Annotated in this window: 19 protein-coding genes; 8 read left to right on the top strand and 11 right to left on the bottom strand. The window is 58.0% G+C overall.

The window, feature by feature from the left end; translation table 11 throughout:
* Positions 1-8: 8 nt before the first annotated feature.
* The 8 genes from ABLQ08_RS31655 to ABLQ08_RS31620 are packed head-to-tail and all read right to left on the bottom strand — an operon-like array spanning position 9 to position 8,284.
* Positions 9-734 (bottom strand): SDR family NAD(P)-dependent oxidoreductase, encoded by a 726-nt coding sequence (locus tag ABLQ08_RS31655; RefSeq protein WP_352950767.1) that lies wholly within the window; start codon positions 732-734, stop codon positions 9-11.
* Entirely contained in the window at positions 731-1,504 is a 774-nt protein-coding gene (locus ABLQ08_RS31650) for a cyclase family protein (RefSeq protein ID WP_352950766.1), read from the bottom strand. The genes ABLQ08_RS31655 and ABLQ08_RS31650 overlap by 4 nt, the downstream gene beginning before the upstream one ends.
* On the bottom strand, positions 1,501-2,757 hold the full coding sequence (locus tag ABLQ08_RS31645) for an SDR family NAD(P)-dependent oxidoreductase (protein ID WP_352950765.1): 1,257 nt from the start codon (positions 2,755-2,757) through the stop codon (positions 1,501-1,503). Before ABLQ08_RS31645 ends, ABLQ08_RS31650 begins: the two co-directional genes overlap by 4 nt.
* Positions 2,754-3,929, bottom strand: coding sequence for a thiolase family protein (locus tag ABLQ08_RS31640; protein WP_352950764.1), 1,176 nt, complete (start codon positions 3,927-3,929; stop codon positions 2,754-2,756). The genes ABLQ08_RS31645 and ABLQ08_RS31640 overlap by 4 nt, the downstream gene beginning before the upstream one ends.
* Positions 3,929-5,542 (bottom strand): AMP-binding protein, encoded by a 1,614-nt coding sequence (locus ABLQ08_RS31635; RefSeq protein WP_352950763.1) that lies wholly within the window; start codon positions 5,540-5,542, stop codon positions 3,929-3,931. Before ABLQ08_RS31635 ends, ABLQ08_RS31640 begins: the two co-directional genes overlap by 1 nt.
* Positions 5,539-6,012 carry an aromatic-ring-hydroxylating dioxygenase subunit beta gene (locus ABLQ08_RS31630; protein ID WP_352950814.1) on the bottom strand — a complete coding sequence of 158 codons (474 nt, stop codon included), beginning with the start codon at positions 6,010-6,012 and terminating at the stop codon, positions 5,539-5,541. The genes ABLQ08_RS31635 and ABLQ08_RS31630 overlap by 4 nt, the downstream gene beginning before the upstream one ends.
* Positions 6,012-7,322 (bottom strand): aromatic ring-hydroxylating dioxygenase subunit alpha, encoded by a 1,311-nt coding sequence (locus ABLQ08_RS31625; protein WP_352950762.1) that lies wholly within the window; start codon positions 7,320-7,322, stop codon positions 6,012-6,014. The genes ABLQ08_RS31630 and ABLQ08_RS31625 overlap by 1 nt, the downstream gene beginning before the upstream one ends.
* A gap of 29 nt (positions 7,323-7,351) precedes the next feature.
* Positions 7,352-8,284, bottom strand: coding sequence for a PDR/VanB family oxidoreductase (locus ABLQ08_RS31620; RefSeq protein ID WP_352950761.1), 933 nt, complete (start codon positions 8,282-8,284; stop codon positions 7,352-7,354).
* A 129-nt stretch (positions 8,285-8,413) separates the two neighbouring features.
* Here ABLQ08_RS31620 and ABLQ08_RS31615 point away from each other — a divergent pair, with 129 nt between their 5' ends.
* Together ABLQ08_RS31615 and ABLQ08_RS31610 are read left to right on the top strand one after the other, a co-directional pair.
* Complete coding sequence (locus tag ABLQ08_RS31615; RefSeq protein WP_352950760.1) at positions 8,414-8,872, top strand: MarR family winged helix-turn-helix transcriptional regulator; 459 nt, start codon at positions 8,414-8,416, stop codon at positions 8,870-8,872.
* Between the two features lie 505 nt (positions 8,873-9,377).
* The gene (locus tag ABLQ08_RS31610; protein ID WP_352950759.1) at positions 9,378-10,157 is read left to right on the top strand and encodes an SDR family oxidoreductase; all 780 of its coding nucleotides are present in this window, start codon (positions 9,378-9,380) and stop codon (positions 10,155-10,157) included.
* A gap of 446 nt (positions 10,158-10,603) precedes the next feature.
* Here ABLQ08_RS31610 and ABLQ08_RS31605 read toward each other — a convergent pair whose 3' ends face one another.
* Positions 10,604-11,512: a GntR family transcriptional regulator gene (locus ABLQ08_RS31605; protein ID WP_352950758.1), complete on the bottom strand. Its 909-nt coding sequence runs from the start codon at positions 11,510-11,512 to the stop codon at positions 10,604-10,606.
* A 161-nt stretch (positions 11,513-11,673) separates the two neighbouring features.
* Between ABLQ08_RS31605 and ABLQ08_RS31600 the strand changes: the two genes are divergently transcribed.
* Genes ABLQ08_RS31600 through ABLQ08_RS31580 form a run of 5 tightly spaced genes read left to right on the top strand, consistent with a single transcriptional unit; the run spans position 11,674 to position 17,680 of the window.
* Positions 11,674-12,840, top strand: coding sequence for a M20 family metallopeptidase (locus tag ABLQ08_RS31600; RefSeq protein WP_352950757.1), 1,167 nt, complete (start codon positions 11,674-11,676; stop codon positions 12,838-12,840).
* Between the two features lie 38 nt (positions 12,841-12,878).
* Positions 12,879-13,799 carry a dihydrodipicolinate synthase family protein gene (locus ABLQ08_RS31595; RefSeq protein ID WP_352950756.1) on the top strand — a complete coding sequence of 307 codons (921 nt, stop codon included), beginning with the start codon at positions 12,879-12,881 and terminating at the stop codon, positions 13,797-13,799.
* 25 nt (positions 13,800-13,824) lie between these two features.
* The gene (locus tag ABLQ08_RS31590; protein WP_352950755.1) at positions 13,825-15,057 is read left to right on the top strand and encodes a pyridoxal phosphate-dependent aminotransferase; all 1,233 of its coding nucleotides are present in this window, start codon (positions 13,825-13,827) and stop codon (positions 15,055-15,057) included.
* Positions 15,057-16,493, top strand: coding sequence for an NAD-dependent succinate-semialdehyde dehydrogenase (locus tag ABLQ08_RS31585; RefSeq protein ID WP_352950754.1), 1,437 nt, complete (start codon positions 15,057-15,059; stop codon positions 16,491-16,493). The genes ABLQ08_RS31590 and ABLQ08_RS31585 overlap by 1 nt, the downstream gene beginning before the upstream one ends.
* 14 nt (positions 16,494-16,507) lie before the next feature.
* Positions 16,508-17,680: a M24 family metallopeptidase gene (locus ABLQ08_RS31580; protein WP_352950753.1), complete on the top strand. Its 1,173-nt coding sequence runs from the start codon at positions 16,508-16,510 to the stop codon at positions 17,678-17,680.
* A 62-nt stretch (positions 17,681-17,742) separates the two neighbouring features.
* Here ABLQ08_RS31580 and ABLQ08_RS31575 read toward each other — a convergent pair whose 3' ends face one another.
* Positions 17,743-18,564, bottom strand: a complete 822-nt coding sequence (locus ABLQ08_RS31575; protein ID WP_352950752.1) for a maleate cis-trans isomerase family protein — start codon at positions 18,562-18,564, stop codon at positions 17,743-17,745.
* Complete coding sequence (locus ABLQ08_RS31570) at positions 18,564-20,243, bottom strand: choline dehydrogenase (RefSeq protein ID WP_352950751.1); 1,680 nt, start codon at positions 20,241-20,243, stop codon at positions 18,564-18,566. The genes ABLQ08_RS31575 and ABLQ08_RS31570 overlap by 1 nt, the downstream gene beginning before the upstream one ends.
* Positions 20,244-20,371: 128 nt before the next feature.
* On the opposite strand from ABLQ08_RS31570, the gene ABLQ08_RS31565 reads away from it, so the two are divergent.
* Positions 20,372-20,881, top strand: a 510-nt coding sequence (locus ABLQ08_RS31565) for an amino acid ABC transporter ATP-binding protein (RefSeq protein ID WP_352950750.1), incomplete at its 3' end; no start/stop codon positions are given.

The raw sequence follows: 20,881 nt of genomic DNA, 5'->3' as shown, positions 1-20,881 counted from the left end.
TCCACCGGTCAGATTGTCAGCGTGCCGACGCTTGCACCGCCGCAGACATATAAGGTCTGACCGGTAACAAAGCTGTTTTCCGGACTGCAGAAAAACAGAAAGGCGTTGGTCACGTCCTGCACAGTTCCAATGCGCCCGACCGGAATGCGTTTGGCAAGCGCTTCCTGCTGCGGACTGTCCTTTTCGACGATGCCCCAGAAGTTATCGGTCAGGATCGGCCCAGGCGCGACCACATTGACCGTGATGCCGTGCGGGGCGAGTTCCAGTGCCCATGTGCGCGCCATGCCGATCATTCCGGCCTTGCTGGCGCTATAGGCAGTACGTGTCGGTGCACCAAGGGCTGCCCGGGATGCGTTGAACATGACGCGGCCGAACGAGCGTGCCTTCATTTCCGGAAGCGCTGCCTGCAGGAAGGTGAGTGCGGATCCCAGATGCAGCTGCGCCAGCCCGGTTATGTCGGACGGCTTTGCGTCTTCCACCAGATTCGGCCAGATCAGGCCGGCATTGTGGATCAGATGGGTAACGTTGAATTCGGTCCGGATGGTTTCCGCCGCATTTGCAACAGCCTCCGGATCAAGCAGATCGGCTTCCACCGAATGCAGGTTGGGGTGGTTTTTTTCCGGTGCGGAGCGCGCAACGGAAACAACCTTGTACCCTTGTCCCAGCAATTTTTCGGCAAGATCAGCGCCAATGCCTTTATTACCGCCGGTGATTACCGCCGTGTACTCCGTCATTCCGCCACCATTGCCAGAACCCGCAGCGGGCTCCCGGTTCCGTTCTTTATTTTCAAAGGAGCTGCGATCAGCACGGCGCCCTTGGCGGGAAGCTGATCGAGGTTCGCAAGACACTGCAGGCCGTATTTGCCCGCGCCATGGAGAAAATAGTGAGCTGGATAAGGCGGCACATAATGCGCCCCTTGCCCCGCATCCGTGCCGACGGTCTCCGTTCCGAAACCACGAATGTTCCGTTTTTCGATCAGAAAGCGGATCCCATCAGGGGTTGGGCCTGGAGAATGTGGACCGTCTTCCTTCATGTTCAGATACTCGGCGCCAGTGCGTTTGGACCAATCGGTGCGCATCAACACCCAGGCATCTTCCGGAATTTGTCCGTGCTCTTTCTCCCAGGCCGCAATGACTTCGGGAGTCAGCTCGAAATCTTCATTCTCAGCTGCCCTATCGGAACAGTCGATGACAACGACCGGACCGACGAACACCTCAGCAGGGATCTCGTCGACGGATCCGTTGGGCACATCCTTGCCGGAAATCCAGTGCGAAGGCGCATCGAAATGCGTGCCTGTATGTTCGGACATGGAAATGTTGTGCCATTTCCAGGCCGGGCCACGATGATCGTATGCGCTGATTTCTTCCATCCGGAAGCGGGCGCATTGGCCAAATTCCGGTGGCAGTACGATTACCGGAAAGTCAGGGTCCAGCGTGTGTGTGAGATCCACGACTTTCAAGGCACCGGTTGCCAGGCCGGAGACCAGTTTTTCCAGATCGCTCATGCGCCCTCCCCTGCCTGTGTGAGTTCGCGCTCCAACACTTTCGGGTCCCGGCGCCACCGGTCACGAATTTCTGCAGCGACATCTCCGCACCAGACATCTTCAAGGCCCTGTTGCAGCCCGCTCACCACCGCTCGTGCCAAAGCGTTCGGTGTGACCTTTGGCGGCGGTAGGGGTTGATACCAATCGTCGTCGGTTGGCCCGGTGAAGACCGTCATCACACGAAGGCCGGATGCTCTGAATTCGCCGCGCAGGGACTGGCTCAGCGAATAGGCGGCAGCATTGGAGGCAGTAAAGCAGCCATAGTCGGGTGTGTTGGACAAGGCATGAACCGACAGGATATTGACCCAGGCAACGGCCGAATTGACGCCATCATTGGTGCGCGCGCACATGCCCGGTCCAAATGCCTGCGCGAGCCGCATGAGGCCCAGGTAATTGACGTCCATTTCCTCGCGGGCGAATGCCGTATCTCCGCGCTCCAGAACGCCACCCGGGCGCATGAAGCGCGCATTGTTGATCAGGATGTCGGTCTTGCCGCCGATTTCACCCGCCAGCTTTTGAACAGATGCGGTATCGGTCACGTCGAGTGGCAGCACGCTGACATTATCAAGACCCGACAGCTCTTCCTGGTTCGCATGCGGACGCCAGTTTTCAGATTCGCCGATAAAAACCGTTGCGGCACCTGCATTCAACAGTGTTTTGACAAGCGCTGGCGTGTTGGGGTTGCGCAGATCGGTCACCAGGATGCGCCGGTGTTTCGGATCGGCGGAAAGAGCGCGCAGGTGTGGATCGTCTTCCATATGTTCCGTCCTCTCTGCCGGTACGGCCAGCAAGACACCCTGACCGGACGCATCCAGCCGGTTGAGAATTGTGACATTGCCGCCGCGCTCGCAATCGCCGTGCAGATGACACAGGACCACCGGTCCCGCATCAAGCTGGACCGATCCCATACGCCACGGCATGCGTTCCCTGAAATAGAGCTTTGTCGACGCGCGAACCGTTGTTTCGGCCAGTAGTTTGCCCGCAGGAGAAATGTCCCGCCATTTCAACTCACTGGAAAGACAACCCTGGCAGGCATCGCGGGGGGGATATTGTACGGTCCCGCAGTCCTCGCAGACCTGAAGCGCAAACCGGCCTTCGGCCGCTGCAGCGGTCAAGCCGAGTGCAGCACGCGATCGGGATTCCGGCGGTCGCATCGGCGAACGGGTGCGCTTTTGCGGGTTCTTCCTTGGAGGCGGTTGAAGCGGAGTGGTCATGCCGCCCCTCCCGTTTTCAGGATGGCCGCGCTGGTACAGACACCGCGATCGTAGTTGATCATGCCAAACCCCGAGACCATAGCCGTATAGGCGTTCTTCACCTGGGTGCCACCAGCCGTTCCGGTTACCTGACGAAGTGCCTCGACAAGGCCGATGAACCCTCCGGCAGCTCCCGCCTGGCCGGCTGACAGCTGACCGCCGGACGTGTTGTGCGGAAAGTCTCCGCTGACGGTCAGGTCCTTGGTCCGGACAAAATCCGGCCCGGCGCCCTTTTCGCAGAATCCGAGGTCTTCCATCTGCATCATCGAAATGACGGGATAATCATCATAGGTCTGAAGCAGATCGATATCGTCGGGTGTGCAATCCGACATTGCGTAGAGTTCGTCGATATCGAGTGTCCAGCCACCTCGAAGCTGGATCGGATCATCCGAATGCGCATTGTGGCGCTCGATTGTCCCTCCGATGGTGGCGAAGGGCAGGTTACGGCGCATGGCCTCGTCAACGGACATGACGAGGAAGCATTCGGAGCCGGCACAGGGCATGACACAGTCAAACAGCGCAATCGGATCGGCAATCGGACGTGCAGTCAGGTATTGTTCCAGCGTCAGGGGCTTTTTCATCACCGCGTTCGGATTCTTCAGCGCGTTTTCGCGTTGGGCCACGCAAATGCGGCCGAAATCCTCACGCTCCGCGCCGTATTCCTGCATGTAGCGATCGGTCAAGAGTGCAAAATTCGCATTCGGGCCGCCATATCCGTATGGATAAGAAGCGTCCTGGGCGAAGCGGGAGAAGCTCGACAACATGTTCCGGAAGCTGTCGATGTGATTGGTGTCTCCTGCAACGCAGGCGACGATGTCGGCATCGCCCGCTTGAATTGCACGCGCCGCCCGGCGCAAGGCCACCACTCCGCTTGCACCACCCATGGGGATGTGATCGAGCCATCTTGGGCACAGGCCAAGGTGCTGGGACAGGCCGACGGCGGTGTCGGGAAACAGGGTGAAACTCGCGACCGAGAACCCATCCAGATCGGCAGGCTTCAACCCGGCCGCACGAAGAGACCCGCGCAATGCACCGGCAATCCACCAATGGGCCGTCTCTATGGAATAGCGCTGATAGGGCATCGAAAACGGCGCCGTGACCGCCACACCCTCATAACTCTGACGCTTACCCATCAACTGGCCTGCCGTTTCTTCAAATGTCCGGTTGCAACAGTATCCGGATCTTCCAGAAGCCGCACAGACATTTCTTTCAAGGCGGCCCGCTGGATTTTCTGGGTTGCGGTCAAAGGCAGCTTGTCGACAAAGGCGATGTAGCCCGGAGCCTTGTAATAGGCCATCTGTTCCAGGCACCAGCGCGTGATCTCGTCAGCTTTCTGCCGACTCGGTGCGCTGACCTTGAGACACGCGAAGACTTCATCACCGCGCACAGGGTCCGGCACCGGCGCGATGCCGGCAGCCTCGATATCCGGGTGACGCATCAGGATCGATTCCACTTCGACGGCGGCGATGTTTTCGCCGGATCGCCGGATGACATTTTTCTTGCGGTCGACGAAGAACATGTTGCCGTCCGCGCCCTGCCGCACGATGTCGCCGGTGTGGAACCAGCCGCCTTTCCAGGCATCTTCCGTTGCTTGCCGGTCCTTGTAGTATTCCGAAAAGAAGCCGTGACGCGGGTTCGGGCCTGTGTGGCGCACCAGCAATTCACCCTGACTTGCGGGTTTGCCGGCTTCATCGACGATCAGGCACTCGACCCCGGCTTTCGGCTTGCCGATGCTTGCCTGTGCAACAAGCCGGTCTTCGGTCGAGGCGGCAATGACGGCACCGGCTCCGGTTTCGGTCATCGCCCAGGCTTCGACCAGCGGAAAACCGAACCGTTCCTCGAAGGCGATCTGAAGCTTGGGATCGACACCGGCGCCAAAGCCGAACCGTACCGAATGGGCCTGGTCCTCAGGCGACGGATCAAATCCCATCAGCATGGACGGCATGACACCTAGATAGTGCAGGCACGTTGCCTTTGACGCGGCAACATCCGACCACCATTGACGGGGATGGAACCGGTCCAGAACAGTCAGGCAGCCGCCGACCGTCACCATCGCCATGAACGAATATGCCATGGCATTCATGTGAAAAACCGGCAGCGGCGTGATCATCCGCTCGCCTTCTTGCGTCAGCTTCGCCAGTCCACCGACCTCGGCATACCAGCGGCCTGCAAGCAGGAAGTAGGTATTGGGCAGGACACAGCCCTTCGGCTTGCCGGTGGTGCCGGAAGTGTAAAGGATCGCAGCTTCCCGCGCCTCGCCGTCCAGCTGGCGGCTGACAATCGCTTCCCGTCTGGGGCTCGGGAGCCTGTCTTCCGGTGAGATCACTTCTGTTTTTATGCCGGCGGCATCAGCTGCGGCCGAGAGCTCAGCGTGGCGACCTGCAACTGCCACGATCAAGGCAGGTTCAGAATGGCCGATAAGATATTCCAGCTCCGCTGCTCTCAAGTCGGGGTTGATTGGCACAACAGAAGCCCCGATCCGGTTCACCGCCAACCAGTAAAGAAAGAAGACAGGCCGGTTTTCCAGAAGGAGAGCAACGCGCATGCCCGCGTCAAAGCCGGCCGTGGTCAGGTCAGATGCAAGCGCATCAACTTCTTCCAGGGCTTTGCCGTACGTTACTTCGCCCGAAGAAATGCCATAGACCTCCGCCGTGCCGCGAAGGACGTTCAGAAGTGGGCGATCCGGATACTTTTCTGCCGTCTTGGCAAAAGCCTCGTAGACGGATGAAACCTCAGTTGCACTCATGGCAGCAGCTGAATATTGCCGAAAGCGGCGTCGCAATTCAGGATGTCGACACGCTTGTTGGCAATTCTCAGTTTGCCGTCGACGATCGCAAGTTGATGTGTGGCGGTGAGAGCCAGCAGAAACTGTTCGTCGAGACGGGTTTCGACATAGTGCATCGATGTGTTGGTGATGATCTTTTCGTCCGTCATCTCGTCGATGAACGGTCGCTGAATGACATGGTGACAGCGGCTCTTCGGCTTCTGGCTGAAGGTTCTGGCGCCGTTCAGGCGTTCCACGCGCAAACGCAGCATAAACATGTCTTCGTAGAGCAGAGACGTCACAAGATGCGGGTCTGTCTGCTTGTAATCGAGCGGCATCCAATAATGACCGTCTTCCAGCCACAGAGACAGCCATTCGTCATAGCGGCCCTCATCCAGCATCCTGGCTTCGTCATAGATGAAGTCGATGACCTGGTCCCTGGTAATCGCCATCATGCATCCTCCATCGTGGCCGTCATGAATTTCACCCAGGCATCAAACTGGTTGCGCATCTGACGTTCCGTGGTTCCGTTTTCGACGGCTTCCCGGCTGTAGTCTTCTTCGTCCGTCATCAGGCGCTGAACATTGACCCACTCCATGCCGTCGGACATCAGCCCTTCCTGAGCCCGCTCGTACATTTCCAGATCATCGTGCCCGACCATCGAGGTCGGGGCGTTGATCATACGGTTGTACATGGCGGTTCGTGCCAGCAGATCGTCCGGGGCACCGACGAGCCGGTAGATGTAGCTCTCCACGAGCGTCTTGTCGGGACCGAGCGGAATGAAGTTCCGAAGCTGCTGGATCGGACCCTTGATCATGATGTTGGGAAAGTAGACCGTGTTGTGCCTGTTCTCACCAAGGATTTCCCTGGCGCGTTCTTCACCATATGCCTCGACCATGGCTTCGAAGTAGCCCGGAATGGCGGAATAGTCGGAGTGGATCGAATGATGAACGCCCGTGTGCCCGTGCCCGTTCGGCCAGGTGCGAATGCCCATCTTCTCGAAAAACTCGTATGGAGACATGAATGGTGCGATGATTTCCATTGCAGGCGGGCGTGGCTCCGGATTGCCCATTTTCTTCCAGATATTCACCGCTGTTCCGGCGGAACTCTCGTGCGCAACCATCGGGTGGCAGGTGTCCGTCTGGTTCTCGACCAGCATTTTCCAATTACACTTGTGCATGTAGCGCAAGGGCGGACCGGCGATTTCCAGGCGCCCGACCGGTGACCGGTCGACCATGTTGTCGAGGGAGCTCAGGCTGTCGCCGAAAAAGTCTTCGAAACCGATGCCTTCCGCTGCGAGACGGGCGAATACAAAGCCGCGATGGACGTGTACGGCACCGACAGACGCCATGCCCTTGGCGTTTTCAGTGTCGGAGAAACCGGTATCCTGGTAACCTTTCTTGAGCGGGATCGCCAGCAGGCAGCCATCGGTCTTGAAAGACCAGGCATGGTAGGGGCAGCGGAAGAACTTGCCCGTATTGCCTTCCCGGTCGATGGCAATCTTTGTTCCCTTGTGCGGGCAGCGGTTGTGCAGAACGTAGATCTCGCCATCCGAGTGGCGGACCTGAATGACCGGCTGATCGCCGATCTGGGTGGTGAAATAGTCGCCCTTGTTCGGCGTCTGGCTCTCATGTCCGACAAACACCCAGGTGTTGGCGAACAGGTGCCGCATCTCCAGCTGGTAGATTTCCCGGCTTGTATAGACGTCCCTGTGGACCTGAGGCCCGGTAAACAGGGCAGCGATTTCGCTGGCTGTTCGCATGCTGGCTCCTCCCTAGGATGCGAATTGCTTTAGATATCGAGGATCAGACGCGCGGATTTCGCCCGGCTGACACAAATCTGGATGACTTTGCCCGAAGCCCTTTCGGCGTCCGACAGGACGACATCGCGATGATCGGGTGTTCCGCTGATCACATCGGTCTGGCAGATGCCACAATCACCTCGCTGGCAATCGTACATGACATCGACACCGGCTTCTTCCAGAGCCTCGATGATTGTCTGGTCCGGTGCGACCGTAACAATCTGCCCGGTGCTGTGAACCTCGACTTCAAAGGCAGCATCACCGGCCTGGACTTCCGGCGTGCTGAAAAGTTCGACATGTATCGCGTCCTCGGCGACGCCAGCATCGACGGCGGCAGCACGCGCCGCGTCGATCATCCCTTTCGGTCCACAAATATAGACATGTGTTCCGACAGGCTGAGCAGTCATCAGCGCGGCCAGATCAATCGGAGCGCTGTCGTCTAAATAGAAGTTGGCGGTCTCGCCGAAAACGGCCTTGAGTTTTTCGGCAAAGCCCATGCGCGACGCGGACCGAGCCGAATAATGGAGCTCGAACGAGCGGTGTTCCGAGCTCAGCTGCGTGGCCATCGAGATCAGCGGCGTGATGCCGATCCCACCTGCCAGAAGCAGAACATGCGGGGCATCCTCTTCAAGCGGAAAATCGTTTTTGGGGTCGCTTGCGGTGACGGTTTGTCCGAGAACCAGCTCGTGCATGGCCCTTGACCCGCCCTGCCCGTCATCTTCGCGCTGGACTGCCACGGAATAAAGACCGTTCGGCTCAGGCCAGTCGATCAGCGAATATGCTCGTGTGCCGAGCGGACCCAGATCGAACTTGAGATGAGCACCGGGTTCGTAAGCCGGCAACTGTTGTCCAGCCTCAGCCCGGAACCCGAATACCCGAACCAGATCCGTCTCCGGTTCCACACTTTCAAGAACAAGTTTCACCGGTAATGCCTCCTCCTGAATAAAATATGAAATTTCATATAAAATGAGTCAAGCCTCTTTTTTTCCCTATGTTTCCGGGCTAAACGAGTTCATGACCTTGGGAGCAAACGCGCAGGTTGGGGGAAGTTAGTGGCCCAGGCACCGGAAAAATTCGTTTCTTCTTACTTGCTCTATCTGCTGGCGGCTTCCAGCGAAGCAGCCAGTCACCAGTTTCATGTCCGAGTTCGCGAACTGGGGCTGCGGGTTCCGGAATGGCGCGTCCTTGCCTGCCTGTTTGACCAGGACGGGTTGATGATCACTCAGCTGGCGCGATTCTCGTTGATGGAACAGTCGAGAATGACGCGCATCATCGATCAGATGGAAAAGCGCGGGCTGGTTGTCCGAAGAAGCGACAAGGGCGACGGGCGCCGTGTCCGGGTGTATCTGACGGACGAAGGTCAGGAACTGAGCGTGCAGCTTGTTGGCGAAGCCAAGGATCATGAGACTTCTTTGTTGTCGGCGTTAAGCCCGGCAGACGCAGAGCGGATCAAGCCATCCCTGTTGCGGCTTCTGGATTCCCTCAACTCGTCCTTGATTGCCAACGACTGAACCCGGCTGCTGGTCTCAAGCGGAAATGATTGATCGCTTCTGTGCCGGAAGACTTCAGTTCCGAGTTTCTTCCCATTCATTCCTGACACCTTGCACTTTTCCACCGGTTCGCTGAACGGTGAGCGGGTCGTGATCGGGCGATCATTCGGCTTGGATTGGCTGGAAGCGAGCCGCGCGACAGTCCGCCGGAAAACAGCCTGACCTCTCCCCTCCCCTCCTCTGGCCTCCGCTTGTCAGCTGCGCTGGGTCTGATGGTTCTTTCCTCTCCTCTCCTCTCCTTGAAGCGGCTCACGTGAAGCGGTCGTTTGCCGGTCATATTTGAGTTTCGCCGCGGAACCAGCTTCAAAGAAAGGCAGGAATAGACAACGGAGTTTGCCGCCTCATAGCCTTCCCAATTCACTCAATTGGTCCGATTTTCTGAAGCTGACAGCGGAAACAGCTTTACCAAAACACGATAATGTACTATTTGCATAAAAAAGTACAATTCAACCGGTGAGGCATAGGAATGGATCTCGGAATCAAGGGAAAAAGGGCTCTCGTTTGCGGAGCGAGCAAGGGTCTTGGCCGTGCCTGCGCAAATGCGCTGGCGGAAGCTGGTGTCGATCTGGTCATCAATTCCCGGACAGAAGAACAGCTTGCGCAAGCTGCCCGGGAGATTGCCGAAACATATGGCGTTTCGGTCGAAACGGTGGCGGGTGATATCTCGGATGACGATGTCCGCAAGCAGGCTGTTGCGACGGCTGGCCCTGTCGACATCCTGGTCAACAACGCCGGCGGCCCGCCGACTGGAGACTTCCGCGATTGGGACGAGGATGTGTGGCTCAAGGCGCTGAAGTCCAACATGCTGACCCAGATCTTTCTCATTCGCGAAACCGTTGACGGTATGATCGAGCGGAAGTTCGGCCGTATTCTCAACATAACGTCCGGTGCCGTGAAAGCGCCTTTGGCCCCGCTCGGGTTGTCGAATGGGGCAAGAACCGGACTGACCGGCTTCGTTGCCGGATTGGCCAGGGATGTCGCTCAGCATAACGTCACGGTCAACAATATTCTTCCCGGTCCGTTCGAAACCGACCGGCTGGAAGTGACCTTGGCCGGCATGGCGAAGAAGCAGGGAATTTCCCTGGAGGAGGCGCGCGAGCGCAGGCGCAGCGGCAATCCGTCCAAACGCTTTGGCCGGCCGGAAGAATTCGGGGCCGCTGCTGCATTCCTGGCGAGTGACAAGGCCGGCTTCATCACCGGGCAGAACCTGCTGCTCGATGGTGGTGCTTTCCCGGGCACGCTCTGACAGGGGCCGTTGAGCTTGACGACGTTCGCGTTCCGACTGAAGACCGGGCGACCGTCCCGGTTGTCGGGCACGACGAGGTCTTTCCGATCAACAGGATCTGGTCGGTCACCGAAACGAGTGCGGAATTGTCCACTTTCTTCACCCTGCGGGCCGCAGACCTGATTCATACCGGTATGCCTGAAGGCGTGGCGGCAGGCTCACCTGGGAACAGGCTCCGCGGCAACTGCAGGGGATTGGCTCCGCGGATGTTGCGATCGTCTCCGGCGCTCAAACCTAGGACCTGCGGGTTCTCTCGCCAAAGGACGCTCGGGACAGATTCGAGCCCAGGGCGCAGAACTTCAGGATACCTCTCCGGTTCTCAAGGTTTTGCGGCACGAGGGCAGCTGAATTCCGGGGCTCCGAAAGGCCATGCTCCCGCTCCGCAAACCGGTCCTTGCACCACGGCCTCAGTCGGTGTTTGCCCCCGCTCCCTGCGCCGCGATTGTCAGGTGTTCGGCCATGAACTTGGATGCCTGGCCAAGCTGGCCACGTTCAAGTGCTTCGATAATCTTCAAATGTTCATGGCACCATTCCTCGACACGCTCCAGATTGCTGCCGTCCCACAGTTCAAGAATCGTACGCAAGCGGTTCTGCTGCGAGACCGCGTTGAGGAAGAACTGGTTGCCGGACATCATCGCAATGGCTTCGTGGAAATTCGCGTCGACCTTGTAGATCCAATGCACATTGGACTGCCGCTGGGTGACGGCGTTCAGCAGGTCAAGATGCTCGTGCCGCTGTCCTGTCAGCAGTTGGTAATCAACCTTGAATGTGGATGACAGGATGGAGGCCGGTTCGAGCGCCAATCGAAACTCGTAGCTGGATTGCCTGGACTGGACGCTGTCGAGCGTTGGGACGAAACTCCATCCCTGCCCCGCGTTGCGAACGATCAGCCCCTCATCCTGCATTCGCTTGAGTGTGTTTGTGGCAGTGGTCCGGTTGACTTCGTACTGACGCATGATTTCGGTTTGCGTGAACCGCTCGTTCTGCTCTCCCTTGGCCCTGCCTTCAATCAGGGTAATGTAAAGTTGCTCCTCCGCGGTCTGCGGCGTTTCAAGGGCAAATTCTGAAAGCTTCCTGCCCTCAACAGCAAGATAGAACCCGTGGTTCGCCTTGGCTTCCAACAGCCCCTGCTCCTGGAGAAGCTTGAGAGCCGCCCGCACGGGAGACCGGGACACGCTAAGGCGGTCAACAAGATACTGCTCAACTACATGGTGCCCTTTTGGCCAGCTTTCCTGCAATGCATATTGTATAATTTGCTGCGCCAAGTGGACACGTCGTTTGCTCGGTTTTCGATCCGCGCCGAGCTTCTCATTCATATCAAAATCCCTTTTTCCTGTATTTACGCGACAATAAACCACAAAAATCCGATTTGTCAGCCTCTGTTCACGAGTTTGGATTCAATCTTTGAATTCAGTTATTGCATCCGCAATGATTGTACATTATGAATCAAATAGAACAAAATTGACGAGTGAGCCCAATGAGCACGAGTTTCTTCACTCCGGAATTGCCGAAGTTGATCAGCAATCTTGAGCAGATCGTATCGATCAATACGGAAAACCCTCCCGGCAGAGAGCAGGAGGCCGCAGAATGGGTTTGCACGCAGCTCCGCAATATGGGCTTCCAGTCCACAACCGTGGAAATAAATCTGGACCGAACCAACGCGATCGGCGTTTTTGAAAACGGTCCAGGGCCGGTCTTTGCCTTCAACACGCATCTTGACGTGGTGCCCGCCGGTGACGGTTGGACCACCGATCCCTTTCGCTTGAGACGGGACAGCGGTTTGCTCTATGGCCGTGGTTCCAATGATGCCAAAGGTCCGCTCGTGTCGATGCTGGCTGCCATGGAGCAAATGGTCCGGGCGCGGGATGAATGGTCCGGTACCTTGATCGGTGTGTTCGTGGCGGACGAGGAGGTCGCAAGCACGGGCGCCCGGCACTACGTGAAGCAAGCGCCGAAGATCGATTTCTGCGTGGTTGGCGAACCGACATCGTGCACCACGGTCGCTGCTCACAAGGGATCGATGCGGCCGATCGTTCACGTCATGGGCAAGACAGCGCATTCAGGAACGCCGGATCTCGGCGTGAATGCCATCATCGAAAGCGCATCGCTGTTTTCCGAAGTCGGCAGCGAACATGTGCGCATTCGCGAGCGCCATCATGATCTTGTCGGATCCCCTTCCCTGACGATTACCCGAGGCAACGGTGGTCATGCGGACAATGTCGTGCCGGACCTGTTCGAAGTGATGCTCGACCGGCGGATGATCCCCGGCGAGGACGAAAACGCGGTCAAGGAGGAAATCTCCGCCCTGGTCGCCCGGGCCGCAGCCATTTCCGGCGCCCATATGGAGATCGTCGACTACAAACCCACCACGGGCGGTGCGACCGAAACCGCACTCGACCATCCGGTCGTTGAGGCCGCGCAGCGGGCCTGCTGCCACCATCACGGTCACCAGACGGCAATCACCGGGTTCCAGGGAGGATGCGATCTTGTGCATTTCCGCCAGGTTGGGGCCCAGGGCATCGTCCTTGGGCCCGGGGATCTGGCCGTTGCGCACAAGCCGGACGAATACGTCCCGGAAGCAGAACTGGTTCTGGCCGCAAAGATCTATCGAGACATTGCCTTCGATCTGCTGAAAAGCCGCTGATCGAGGCCCAAAATTCCATCATTAAAGGACTGAAGACCATGCAAAGCCGTGAAGAGTCGATCGAGCGGATCAAAGGGCTGTTCAACATCACCATTACTGCATTCGACCAGAACGGGGATGTTGATTTCAAGGCACTTTCGGAGAATGTCGAGCGTGTCATCGATCTGGGGTATGACGGTCTGCTGATCGGCGGCACCTATGGTGAATTCGCGACCATGAGCGCCGACGAACGGGCAAATGTCTTCAAGGCGGTCATGGAGCAGGTCGGCGACCGGGTCCCGGTTCTCCTGTGTTCGGCGCATTCCGACAGCCGAGTTGTCTTCGAGCTGACCAAGCTGGCCGGTGACCTCGGTGGCTTGCCGATGGTGACAGCGCCCTACGTGTCGGAGGTCGAGGACTACCACATTCACGACTTCTTCACCCGGGTAGCTCCTTTGTCGAAAACCGGGATCATGATTTACAATGCGCCGGGTATCGGCATCACGCTTTCCCCGAAGCTCATCTGTCAGCTTGCCGAAATCGACGGAATGGTGGCGTTGAAACAGGGGGATCTGAACCCGACCGCGGTCGACATCCTCTCCGGGAACCTGCACGGCAAGATCAAGATGTTGGCGGCCTCCGACCTTGCGCTTCTCGGACCGCTGGCGCTTGGGTTCGATGGTGTCAGCTCCACCAATTCCTGTGCCCTGCCCGAGCTCATTCACGCCATCTTCCACGCGATCAGATCCGGTGATGCCCAGGAAGCCGGTCGTCTTCAGCGCCTATGGTACCCGCTGCGCGTTCTGGCTCGCAAATACGGCCAGCCGCAGACGACCAAGGCCATCATGAACATGCGTGGCTTCAACGGCGGGTCGGTGCGTCTGCCTCTGCTTGATCTCAACGAGACACAAAAGGCGGAACTGAAGGAAACGCTTGAAAAAGTCGCCTCCGATCCGGACGCGCGTATCACCCTGGCCTGATCTCCACTGGAACGACTGAAACAAGATGAGTGCGACCAATCTTCACCCGTCGCTAGCCAAACGCATGGCCAGCGCAAAACCCTCGCCAACCGCGGCGGTTTCCGACGAAGCACGACGCCTGCGTGCTGAAGGCCACAAGATCATCAATCTTGGCGAAGGCGAACTGGATTTCGACACGCCGGAATCGATCCGTGCTGCCGGGATCGCTGCCATCAACGGAGGTGACACCAAATACACCGCCGTTGCCGGGACGGCTTCGCTCAAAAAAGCAGTTGCCGAAAAGTTCAAACGTGAGAATGGTCTATCTTATTCTCCCGCTGAATTGATCGTCTCATGCGGTGCCAAGCAGATCATCTACAATGCTTTCCAGGCAACCGTGGAGGAAGGCGACGAGGTGATTGTGCCCGCACCCTACTGGGTTTCCTATCCGGACATGGTCGCACTCGCGGGAGGCAAACCCGTTATTGTGTCCTGTGGGCATGAGGATGGCTTCAAACTAACGCCTGCGGCCCTTGAAGAGGCAATCACTCCGGCAACAAAGTGGTTGATCCTCAACTCGCCTTCAAACCCCACCGGGGCCCTTTATTCGAAGGAAGAACTGGCTGGCCTCGCCGAAGTGTTGTGCCGTCACCCCCAGATTCTGGTGCTCTCGGATGATATCTATGAGCATATTGTCTACGAAGGATCCTTCATCTCGTTTGCAACAGCCGCCCCGGATCTTCTCGGCCGGACACTGACGGTGAATGGCGTCTCGAAATGCTTTTCGATGACCGGCTGGCGGGTTGGTTATGCCGGAGGACCGGATTGGCTGATCCGCGCGCTTGAAATCCTGCAGTCCCAGTCGACTTCGAATGCCAGCTCGATCTCGCAGGCGGCAGCGGAAGTGGCGCTTAATGGTGACACAGCCTTTCTCGGCGAGTGGACGAACCTGCTCAGGGAACGCCGGGACATCGTCCTCGATGCAATCAGCCGGACCAATGGATTGCTGACGGCAGAAGCGCCGTCCTCCGCCTTTTACGTCTATGCCAGCTGCGCAGGAGCGATTGGTCTTCATACCGCCGACGGTGTCCAGATCAACAGTGATGTCGATATGGCAAAGTATCTGCTGACGGCGGCTGGATCCGCCGTCATTCCGGGAGTCGCTTTCGGGCTTTCCCCGTTCCTGCGCATAGCCTATGCGATCAACACCGACGAATTGCGCACGGCCTGCGAAGCCATGGTGACGGCATGCCGTGCATTGCAGAAGGATGCCGCGTGATGGCTCACCTTTTTCAGCTTTATATCGACGGAGAATGGATCGACGCCGGTGATCGCGACACCCGCCAGGTTTTCAACCCGGTGGATGGCAGCGAGATTGGCCGTGCTCCGTGCGCCACGATTGACGACCTGGATGCTGCTGCAGAAGCTGCTGGACGTGCCTTTCCGGCCTGGGCTGCCCTGCCGCCGATCGAGCGTCAGGCGGTTTTGAAACGCGCGGCGACGCTCATTGCCGAACGCACACCGGAAATCGCCAGGCTGCTGGTGCGCGATCACGGCAAACCACTGCGCGAAGCATTGGCGGAAGTCGGAGGCATTCCGGAGCTTTTCGAATGGTTCGGAGAAGAAGGACGCCGCGTCTACGGACGAACGATTCCGGCCCAGGACCAGCTGACAAATCAAACGGTAGCCCGGATACCGGTGGGGCCTGTCGTTATTTTCTCGCCCTGGAACTTTCCCATGGGCGAAATCGCTGCTCACCTGGCCCCTGCCCTGGCTGCCGGTTGCACTGCGGTCGTCAAGGCGCCGGAAGATGCACCGAGTTCGGGACAGGAGCTGATCCGCGCGCTGCATGATGCCGGTCTGCCGAAAGGCGTCGTCAATTTCGTGACCGGCCGGTCTTCCGAAATCGCGGCGCGTCTGATCGACCATCCGGCAATCCGCAAGATCTCGTTTACGGGTTCAACACGCGTCGGCAAGCTGCTTGCCGCCCACGCCGCAGGCCACATGAAGAGCTTCACGATGGAGCTTGGCGGCAATGCACCGGTCATCGTCGGCAAGACAGCGGAACTGGCCGCAGCTGCGGACCAGATCGTTTTCCGCAAGTTCCGGAACGCAGGACAGGTTTGCACCGCACCCAACCGAATCTATGTGCACAAGGATGTGCACGACACCTTCGTTGCCGAAATCCTGTCGCGGACGCAGGCACTTGCCATCGGGGACGGCATGCTTGATGCGACCGATATGGGCCCGTTGATCAATCAGCGCCGGTTGGACGCCATGTCCACGCTCACGGAACGGTCGGTTTCGGACGGAGCGGAGCTGGTGCATGGTGGCAACCGGATCGGTGATAACGGCTGGTTCTTCGAACCGACGGTCCTGACGCAAGTTCCCGAGCAATCAGTCGGTTTCCAGGAAGAGATATTCGGACCGATTGCTTCCATCGGCACCTTTGAGGACGTCAATGACGTTCTGACGCGCTCAAATGCGGTTTCGGTGGGGCTGGCATCTTATGTGTTCTCGCAGGACCGTGCCGAGATAGATCTTCTGCGCAAAGGGCTGCAGTTCGGGTGTGTCGGCATCAACACGATGGCGATCTCCACGACCGAAACACCGTTCGGAGGTGTCAAGGATACCGGATTTGGCCGTGTCGGTGGCTGGGAAGGGTTGCAGGAATACCTGGAAACCAAATTTGTCGCCGAAAAAGTCAACGCGTGAAGCGGATTACGAACATGACACAGGAAACTTTGGTCAAGCAGGGCCAGGAAGCCGTTTTCCCGAAAGACGAGCTGGACGCAAGGGTGAAAAGAGCGCGGGCGGTCCTCGCCGAGCGCGGCATCGACATCATGATCGTCACCGGCCCGGAAAACATCTTTTACCTGACCGGACAGCAAACGCCGGGATACTACACCTACCAGGCGCTGTTGTTACCGGTTGACGGCGAACCGGTCTTCATTGTCCGTCAGCTGGAAATGATGAACCTGATCGCCAATTCCTATGTCAGCGATCTGGAAGTCTACCAGGACAGTGCCGATCCGGTGGATGTGACGGTGAACCTGATCAAGGCGCGTGGCTGGGCTTCGAAACGGATCGCGATTGACGAACGCGGCTGGTTCCTGCCCATCGCAATTTACAAGGCGCTTCTTGAAAATCTCGGACAACTTGGCAACGCCGCGGGCGTTATTGAAAGCCTGCGGGTCATCAAATCTCCCCGTGAACTGGAAAAACTGGAGAAAGCCGCGTCCTATGTTGACGCAGGCATGAAGGCGGGGCTTGCGAAGGTGGCTGCCGGGAACTCCGACAATGACTTTGTCGCTGCCATGATGGGAGCAGCCATTGCTGCCGGATCGGAATATGTCGGCATGGAGCCATTGGCTTCCGCCGGATCCAGAACGGGCATTCCACACGGTACCTGGCGCAGAACGGTTCTTGGCGAGAATGACCCGGCGTTTCTTGAAATGGCGGGGTGTCACGACCGCTACCATGCGGCTCTGATGCGTTCTGCCTGGATCGGCAAGCCGCCGGCGGAAGCGGTTGCCATGAATGCCTGCTGCCAGGAAGCTCTTCAGGCGGCGCTCGATGCAATCAAGCCGGGAGTAACCTGTGAAGCGGTTCACAATGCCGCTCAGGCCGTCATAGACCGGGATGGTTTCACCGAAAACTTCAAGAAACGGACCGGTTACGCTGTCGGTATTTCCTTCGCGCCCGACTGGGGGGAAGGCGGCATCCTGTCGTTCTACACCGGCGTTACCCGCGAACTGGAGCCGGGCATGGTCTTTCACATTCCCCCTGCCCTGCGTCGCTACGGCGAATTCACTGTCGGCGTCAGCGAAACGATTGTCGTCACCGAAGACGGCTATCGGCAACTCGGCACTGTTCCGCGTGAGTTGTTGATCGTCGACTGACCATCACAGTAAACAAAAAGCCCCCGGTTTCCTGGGGGCTTTTTTTGTTTTGAGACCGTATTCTAGAGCGTGAACAGCTTGCCAAACCGGTCTGTTGTTCCCTCATGTCCACCGAGGCGCATCAGGTTCCAGGCAAGCGCCTGGTTGGACGTGATCACCGGGCACCCTGCTTCCGCTTCGATCAGTGCGACGAAGGGCGCGGTCGCCAGCGCCGTGCAGGAAATGAATATTGCATCGCACTCCGCTGTGTTGATCGTTTCGACCGCCCGCAGATAGCTTTCCAACGACAGTCTGTTGCGCTGATTGTCGTCAAAGATTCGAAAAAAGGCTTTGTCGGTAAGCTTCAGTCCCTGTGCTTCGAAGAAGTCCGCGATGCCGACATTGACCTCTCCGATGTAGGGCGTAATGAGTGCGAGGCGTCTCACCTCAAGAACGTCGAGCGCCTTCAGGACCGAAGCAATCGGATCCGTGACGGTGGTTTCCGGCTTGTGTTTGCGAATGTCCCTGGCAACCGTCTCAGACCCGAGTGCCATGGCGGCCGATGTGCAGCCGAAAGCCAGCACATCCAGCTTGTCATCGGGCATCAGCGCCGCAGCGGATGCGGCGATATCCTTTCCCACGGCAATCAGCGAATCCATATTCGAGTATTGAGGGCTGTAGACCCTGTTGGTCGACAGACGTATGCCTTCAAACGGTGCGAGATAGGCATGCATGTCTATTTCGGCGGAAGGATCGTTGGTCAGGCTGATTAGGCCCGCCTTGATCCGGGCAGGTTCATAGATCCGCGTGACCAGTTCCTGCCACCCCTCCGGCGGCGGAGCGGTAAACTCGGGGCCGAGGTCATCCGTCATTTCATCGGCGACGGACCGTGTAGGGCGTGTCATCAACGTGCCTCCGGTTTGACAGCCTCATAATCGGCCAGCGGCAACCACTCGGCCGGCATTTGCGGCCTATCCCTGATCATGTCCGCGGCTTTTTCCGCCATCATCGAGACAGGAGCATTGGTGTTGCCGCTGACAACTTTCGGCATGGCAGACGCATCGCAAACCCGCAAGCCTTCCATGCCGTGAACCCGCATTTCGTGATCGAGAACAGCCATGGAATCGGTACCCATTTTGGCGGTACCGCTCGGGTGATAGCAGGTTGTCGCGCTTTCGCGGACATATGCATCGATCTCGTCATCGGTTTTGACATCCGGACCGGGATTGAGTTCCGCCTTGACGTATTCTCTCATGGAGGGCTGGTTGAACACATCACGCGTGATCTTGATGGCATCGCGCGACATGCGCCGATCCTCTTCCGTTGCCAGAACGTTTGCCTCGATGATGGGGTGATCGAACGGATTGTCCGAGCGCAGTTTGATGTGGCCGGTGCTTTCCGGGCGCAACGGACAGATGTGGCACTGGAAGCCGTGGCGGTCAGGCCAGGTCCGCCCGTTGTCATAGACCAGGATCGGAATGAAGTGATGTTGCGCGTCCGGCAAATCGATGTCTGGCCGGGTCTTGAAAAACGCTCCCGCCTCCGTGTGCATCGTGGCGCCCGGACCGGTTCCTTGCAGCAAGTATTCCAGGCCGATCTTGACGTTGTTCGGAAAGGCATTTGCCTTGTAAAGCGTCACCGGTTGGCTGCACTCCATCTTCACCGACGTATTGACGTGATCCTGCAGGTTTTCTCCGACCCCCTTCAGGTCCTGTACCACCGGGATACCGATCGACTTTAGCTCATCTGCATTACCGATCCCCGAAAGCATCAGAATCTGCGGGGTGTTGACAGCGCCCCCGGACAGGATCACCTCGCGTTCTGCGTGAACGGTCTCAACCTCACGTCCACGAATGATTTCGACGCCGGTGACACGGTTACCGTTTGTCAGCACACGCTTCACCATGGCTCCCGTCATGATCGTCAGGTTCCTCCTCGCAAGAGCAGGCTTCAGGTACGCGAAGGAAGAGTTCTGGCGCCGGCCCTTAGCGATATTCATGTCAAACCGGCCAAATCCTTCGAACCGGTAGCCGTTGAAATCCTCGCTTTCGGGAAAGCCGGCCTCGGTACCGGCCTTGATATAGGCGTCAAACAAAGGGTTCGGATATTCGCCGATCGTGACGCCGATAGGCCCCTCCCCTCCCCTGTACGCGCTGATCTCACGGTTGCGTGCTTCGATTTTCTTGAAGTAGGGAAGGCATTCGGCCCATGTCCAGCCTGGGAGGCCTTGCGCTGCCCAGTTGTCGTAATCCCAGGCATGTCCGCGGATCCAGACCATGCCGTTGATGGACGAGGAGCCGCCAAGCACCTTGCCGCGCGGCCAGTATAGACGCCGGTTGTTCAAATGACGTTGAGGTTCGGTCTCGTAGAACCAGTTGAAGCGCTTCGAGTTGAGTGGATATGTCAGTGCTGCTGGCATGGAAAGCTGCCAGCCGTACAAAAGGCTGCGGTCTGATGGACCGGCTTCGATCAGCAAAATGCGTGCGGGAGAATCTTCACTCAGACGATTAGCAAGCACACACCCGGCGGATCCAGCTCCGACAATTATGTAATCAAAACCACGAATTCGTGAGTTTTCAGCCATTTTCCAACCTCATGTCGCTAACCGGCAAATTCTTATAGACAGCTATCGTTCAAAAATGTACAAATGGCAACAATAAAAACAATCATGCAGCCAAACACCTCGCTGCTTTCAACTCGGGAGGATACGACTTGTCAGCAGAGGCGCTCATAGAATTTCAGGATGTCACGAAGTCGTATGGTGCGTTGACGGTTCTTGGGGATCTTAACTTCAGTGTCGGGTCTGGAGAGAAGATCTCCCTGATTGGTCCGAGCGGCAGCGGCAAGACGACGATCCTGCGCATATTGATGACGCTGGAGACGCTGACTTCTGGTCATATCCTCGTTGACGGCGAGCAGTTGTGGCATGAGCGGCGGGGCGATGTGTTCGTTCCCGCGAGCGAGGCGCATCTTCATGCGGTGCGCGAGAAGATCGGCATGGTGTTCCAGCACTTCAACCTGTTTCCGCATCTGAGCGTTCTGAAGAACGTGGTCGATCCGCAAAGGATTTCGAAGAAGATCGGCGCGGCCGAGGCGCATGAGACCGCGGTGGAGCTTCTGGAGATGGTCGGTCTCGGCGGCAAGCTTGAGCATTATCCCTCGCAATTGTCCGGCGGCCAGAAGCAGCGGGTCGCGATTGCCCGGGCCCTGGCGCTGAAGCCG

It is taken from the genome of Roseibium sp. SCP14, assembly GCF_040329475.1.
GTDB lineage: Bacteria > Pseudomonadota > Alphaproteobacteria > Rhizobiales > Stappiaceae > Roseibium.
This window is presented reverse-complemented; position numbering and strand designations above follow the sequence as displayed.

Bases quoted from the DNA above. Each gene is read 5' to 3' on its own strand.
- ABLQ08_RS31625 (WP_352950762.1), bottom strand. From the start codon at position 7,322: ATGCGAACAGCCAGCGAAATCGCTGCCCTGTTTACCGGGCCTCAGGTC.
- ABLQ08_RS31645 (WP_352950765.1), bottom strand. From the start codon at position 2,757: ATGACCACTCCGCTTCAACCGCCTCCAAGGAAGAACCCGCAAAAGCGC.
- ABLQ08_RS31585 (WP_352950754.1), top strand. From the start codon at position 15,057: ATGGCTCACCTTTTTCAGCTTTATATCGACGGAGAATGGATCGACGCC.
- ABLQ08_RS31570 (WP_352950751.1), bottom strand. From the start codon at position 20,243: ATGGCTGAAAACTCACGAATTCGTGGTTTTGATTACATAATTGTCGGA.
- ABLQ08_RS31580 (WP_352950753.1), top strand. From the start codon at position 16,508: ATGACACAGGAAACTTTGGTCAAGCAGGGCCAGGAAGCCGTTTTCCCG.
- ABLQ08_RS31640 (WP_352950764.1), bottom strand. From the start codon at position 3,929: ATGGGTAAGCGTCAGAGTTATGAGGGTGTGGCGGTCACGGCGCCGTTT.
- ABLQ08_RS31575 (WP_352950752.1), bottom strand. From the start codon at position 18,564: ATGACACGCCCTACACGGTCCGTCGCCGATGAAATGACGGATGACCTC.
- ABLQ08_RS31635 (WP_352950763.1), bottom strand. From the start codon at position 5,542: ATGAGTGCAACTGAGGTTTCATCCGTCTACGAGGCTTTTGCCAAGACG.
- ABLQ08_RS31610 (WP_352950759.1), top strand. From the start codon at position 9,378: ATGGATCTCGGAATCAAGGGAAAAAGGGCTCTCGTTTGCGGAGCGAGC.
- ABLQ08_RS31595 (WP_352950756.1), top strand. From the start codon at position 12,879: ATGCAAAGCCGTGAAGAGTCGATCGAGCGGATCAAAGGGCTGTTCAAC.
- ABLQ08_RS31590 (WP_352950755.1), top strand. From the start codon at position 13,825: ATGAGTGCGACCAATCTTCACCCGTCGCTAGCCAAACGCATGGCCAGC.
- ABLQ08_RS31605 (WP_352950758.1), bottom strand. From the start codon at position 11,512: ATGAATGAGAAGCTCGGCGCGGATCGAAAACCGAGCAAACGACGTGTC.
- ABLQ08_RS31600 (WP_352950757.1), top strand. From the start codon at position 11,674: ATGAGCACGAGTTTCTTCACTCCGGAATTGCCGAAGTTGATCAGCAAT.
- ABLQ08_RS31650 (WP_352950766.1), bottom strand. From the start codon at position 1,504: ATGAGCGATCTGGAAAAACTGGTCTCCGGCCTGGCAACCGGTGCCTTG.
- ABLQ08_RS31630 (WP_352950814.1), bottom strand. From the start codon at position 6,012: ATGGCGATTACCAGGGACCAGGTCATCGACTTCATCTATGACGAAGCC.
- ABLQ08_RS31655 (WP_352950767.1), bottom strand. From the start codon at position 734: ATGACGGAGTACACGGCGGTAATCACCGGCGGTAATAAAGGCATTGGC.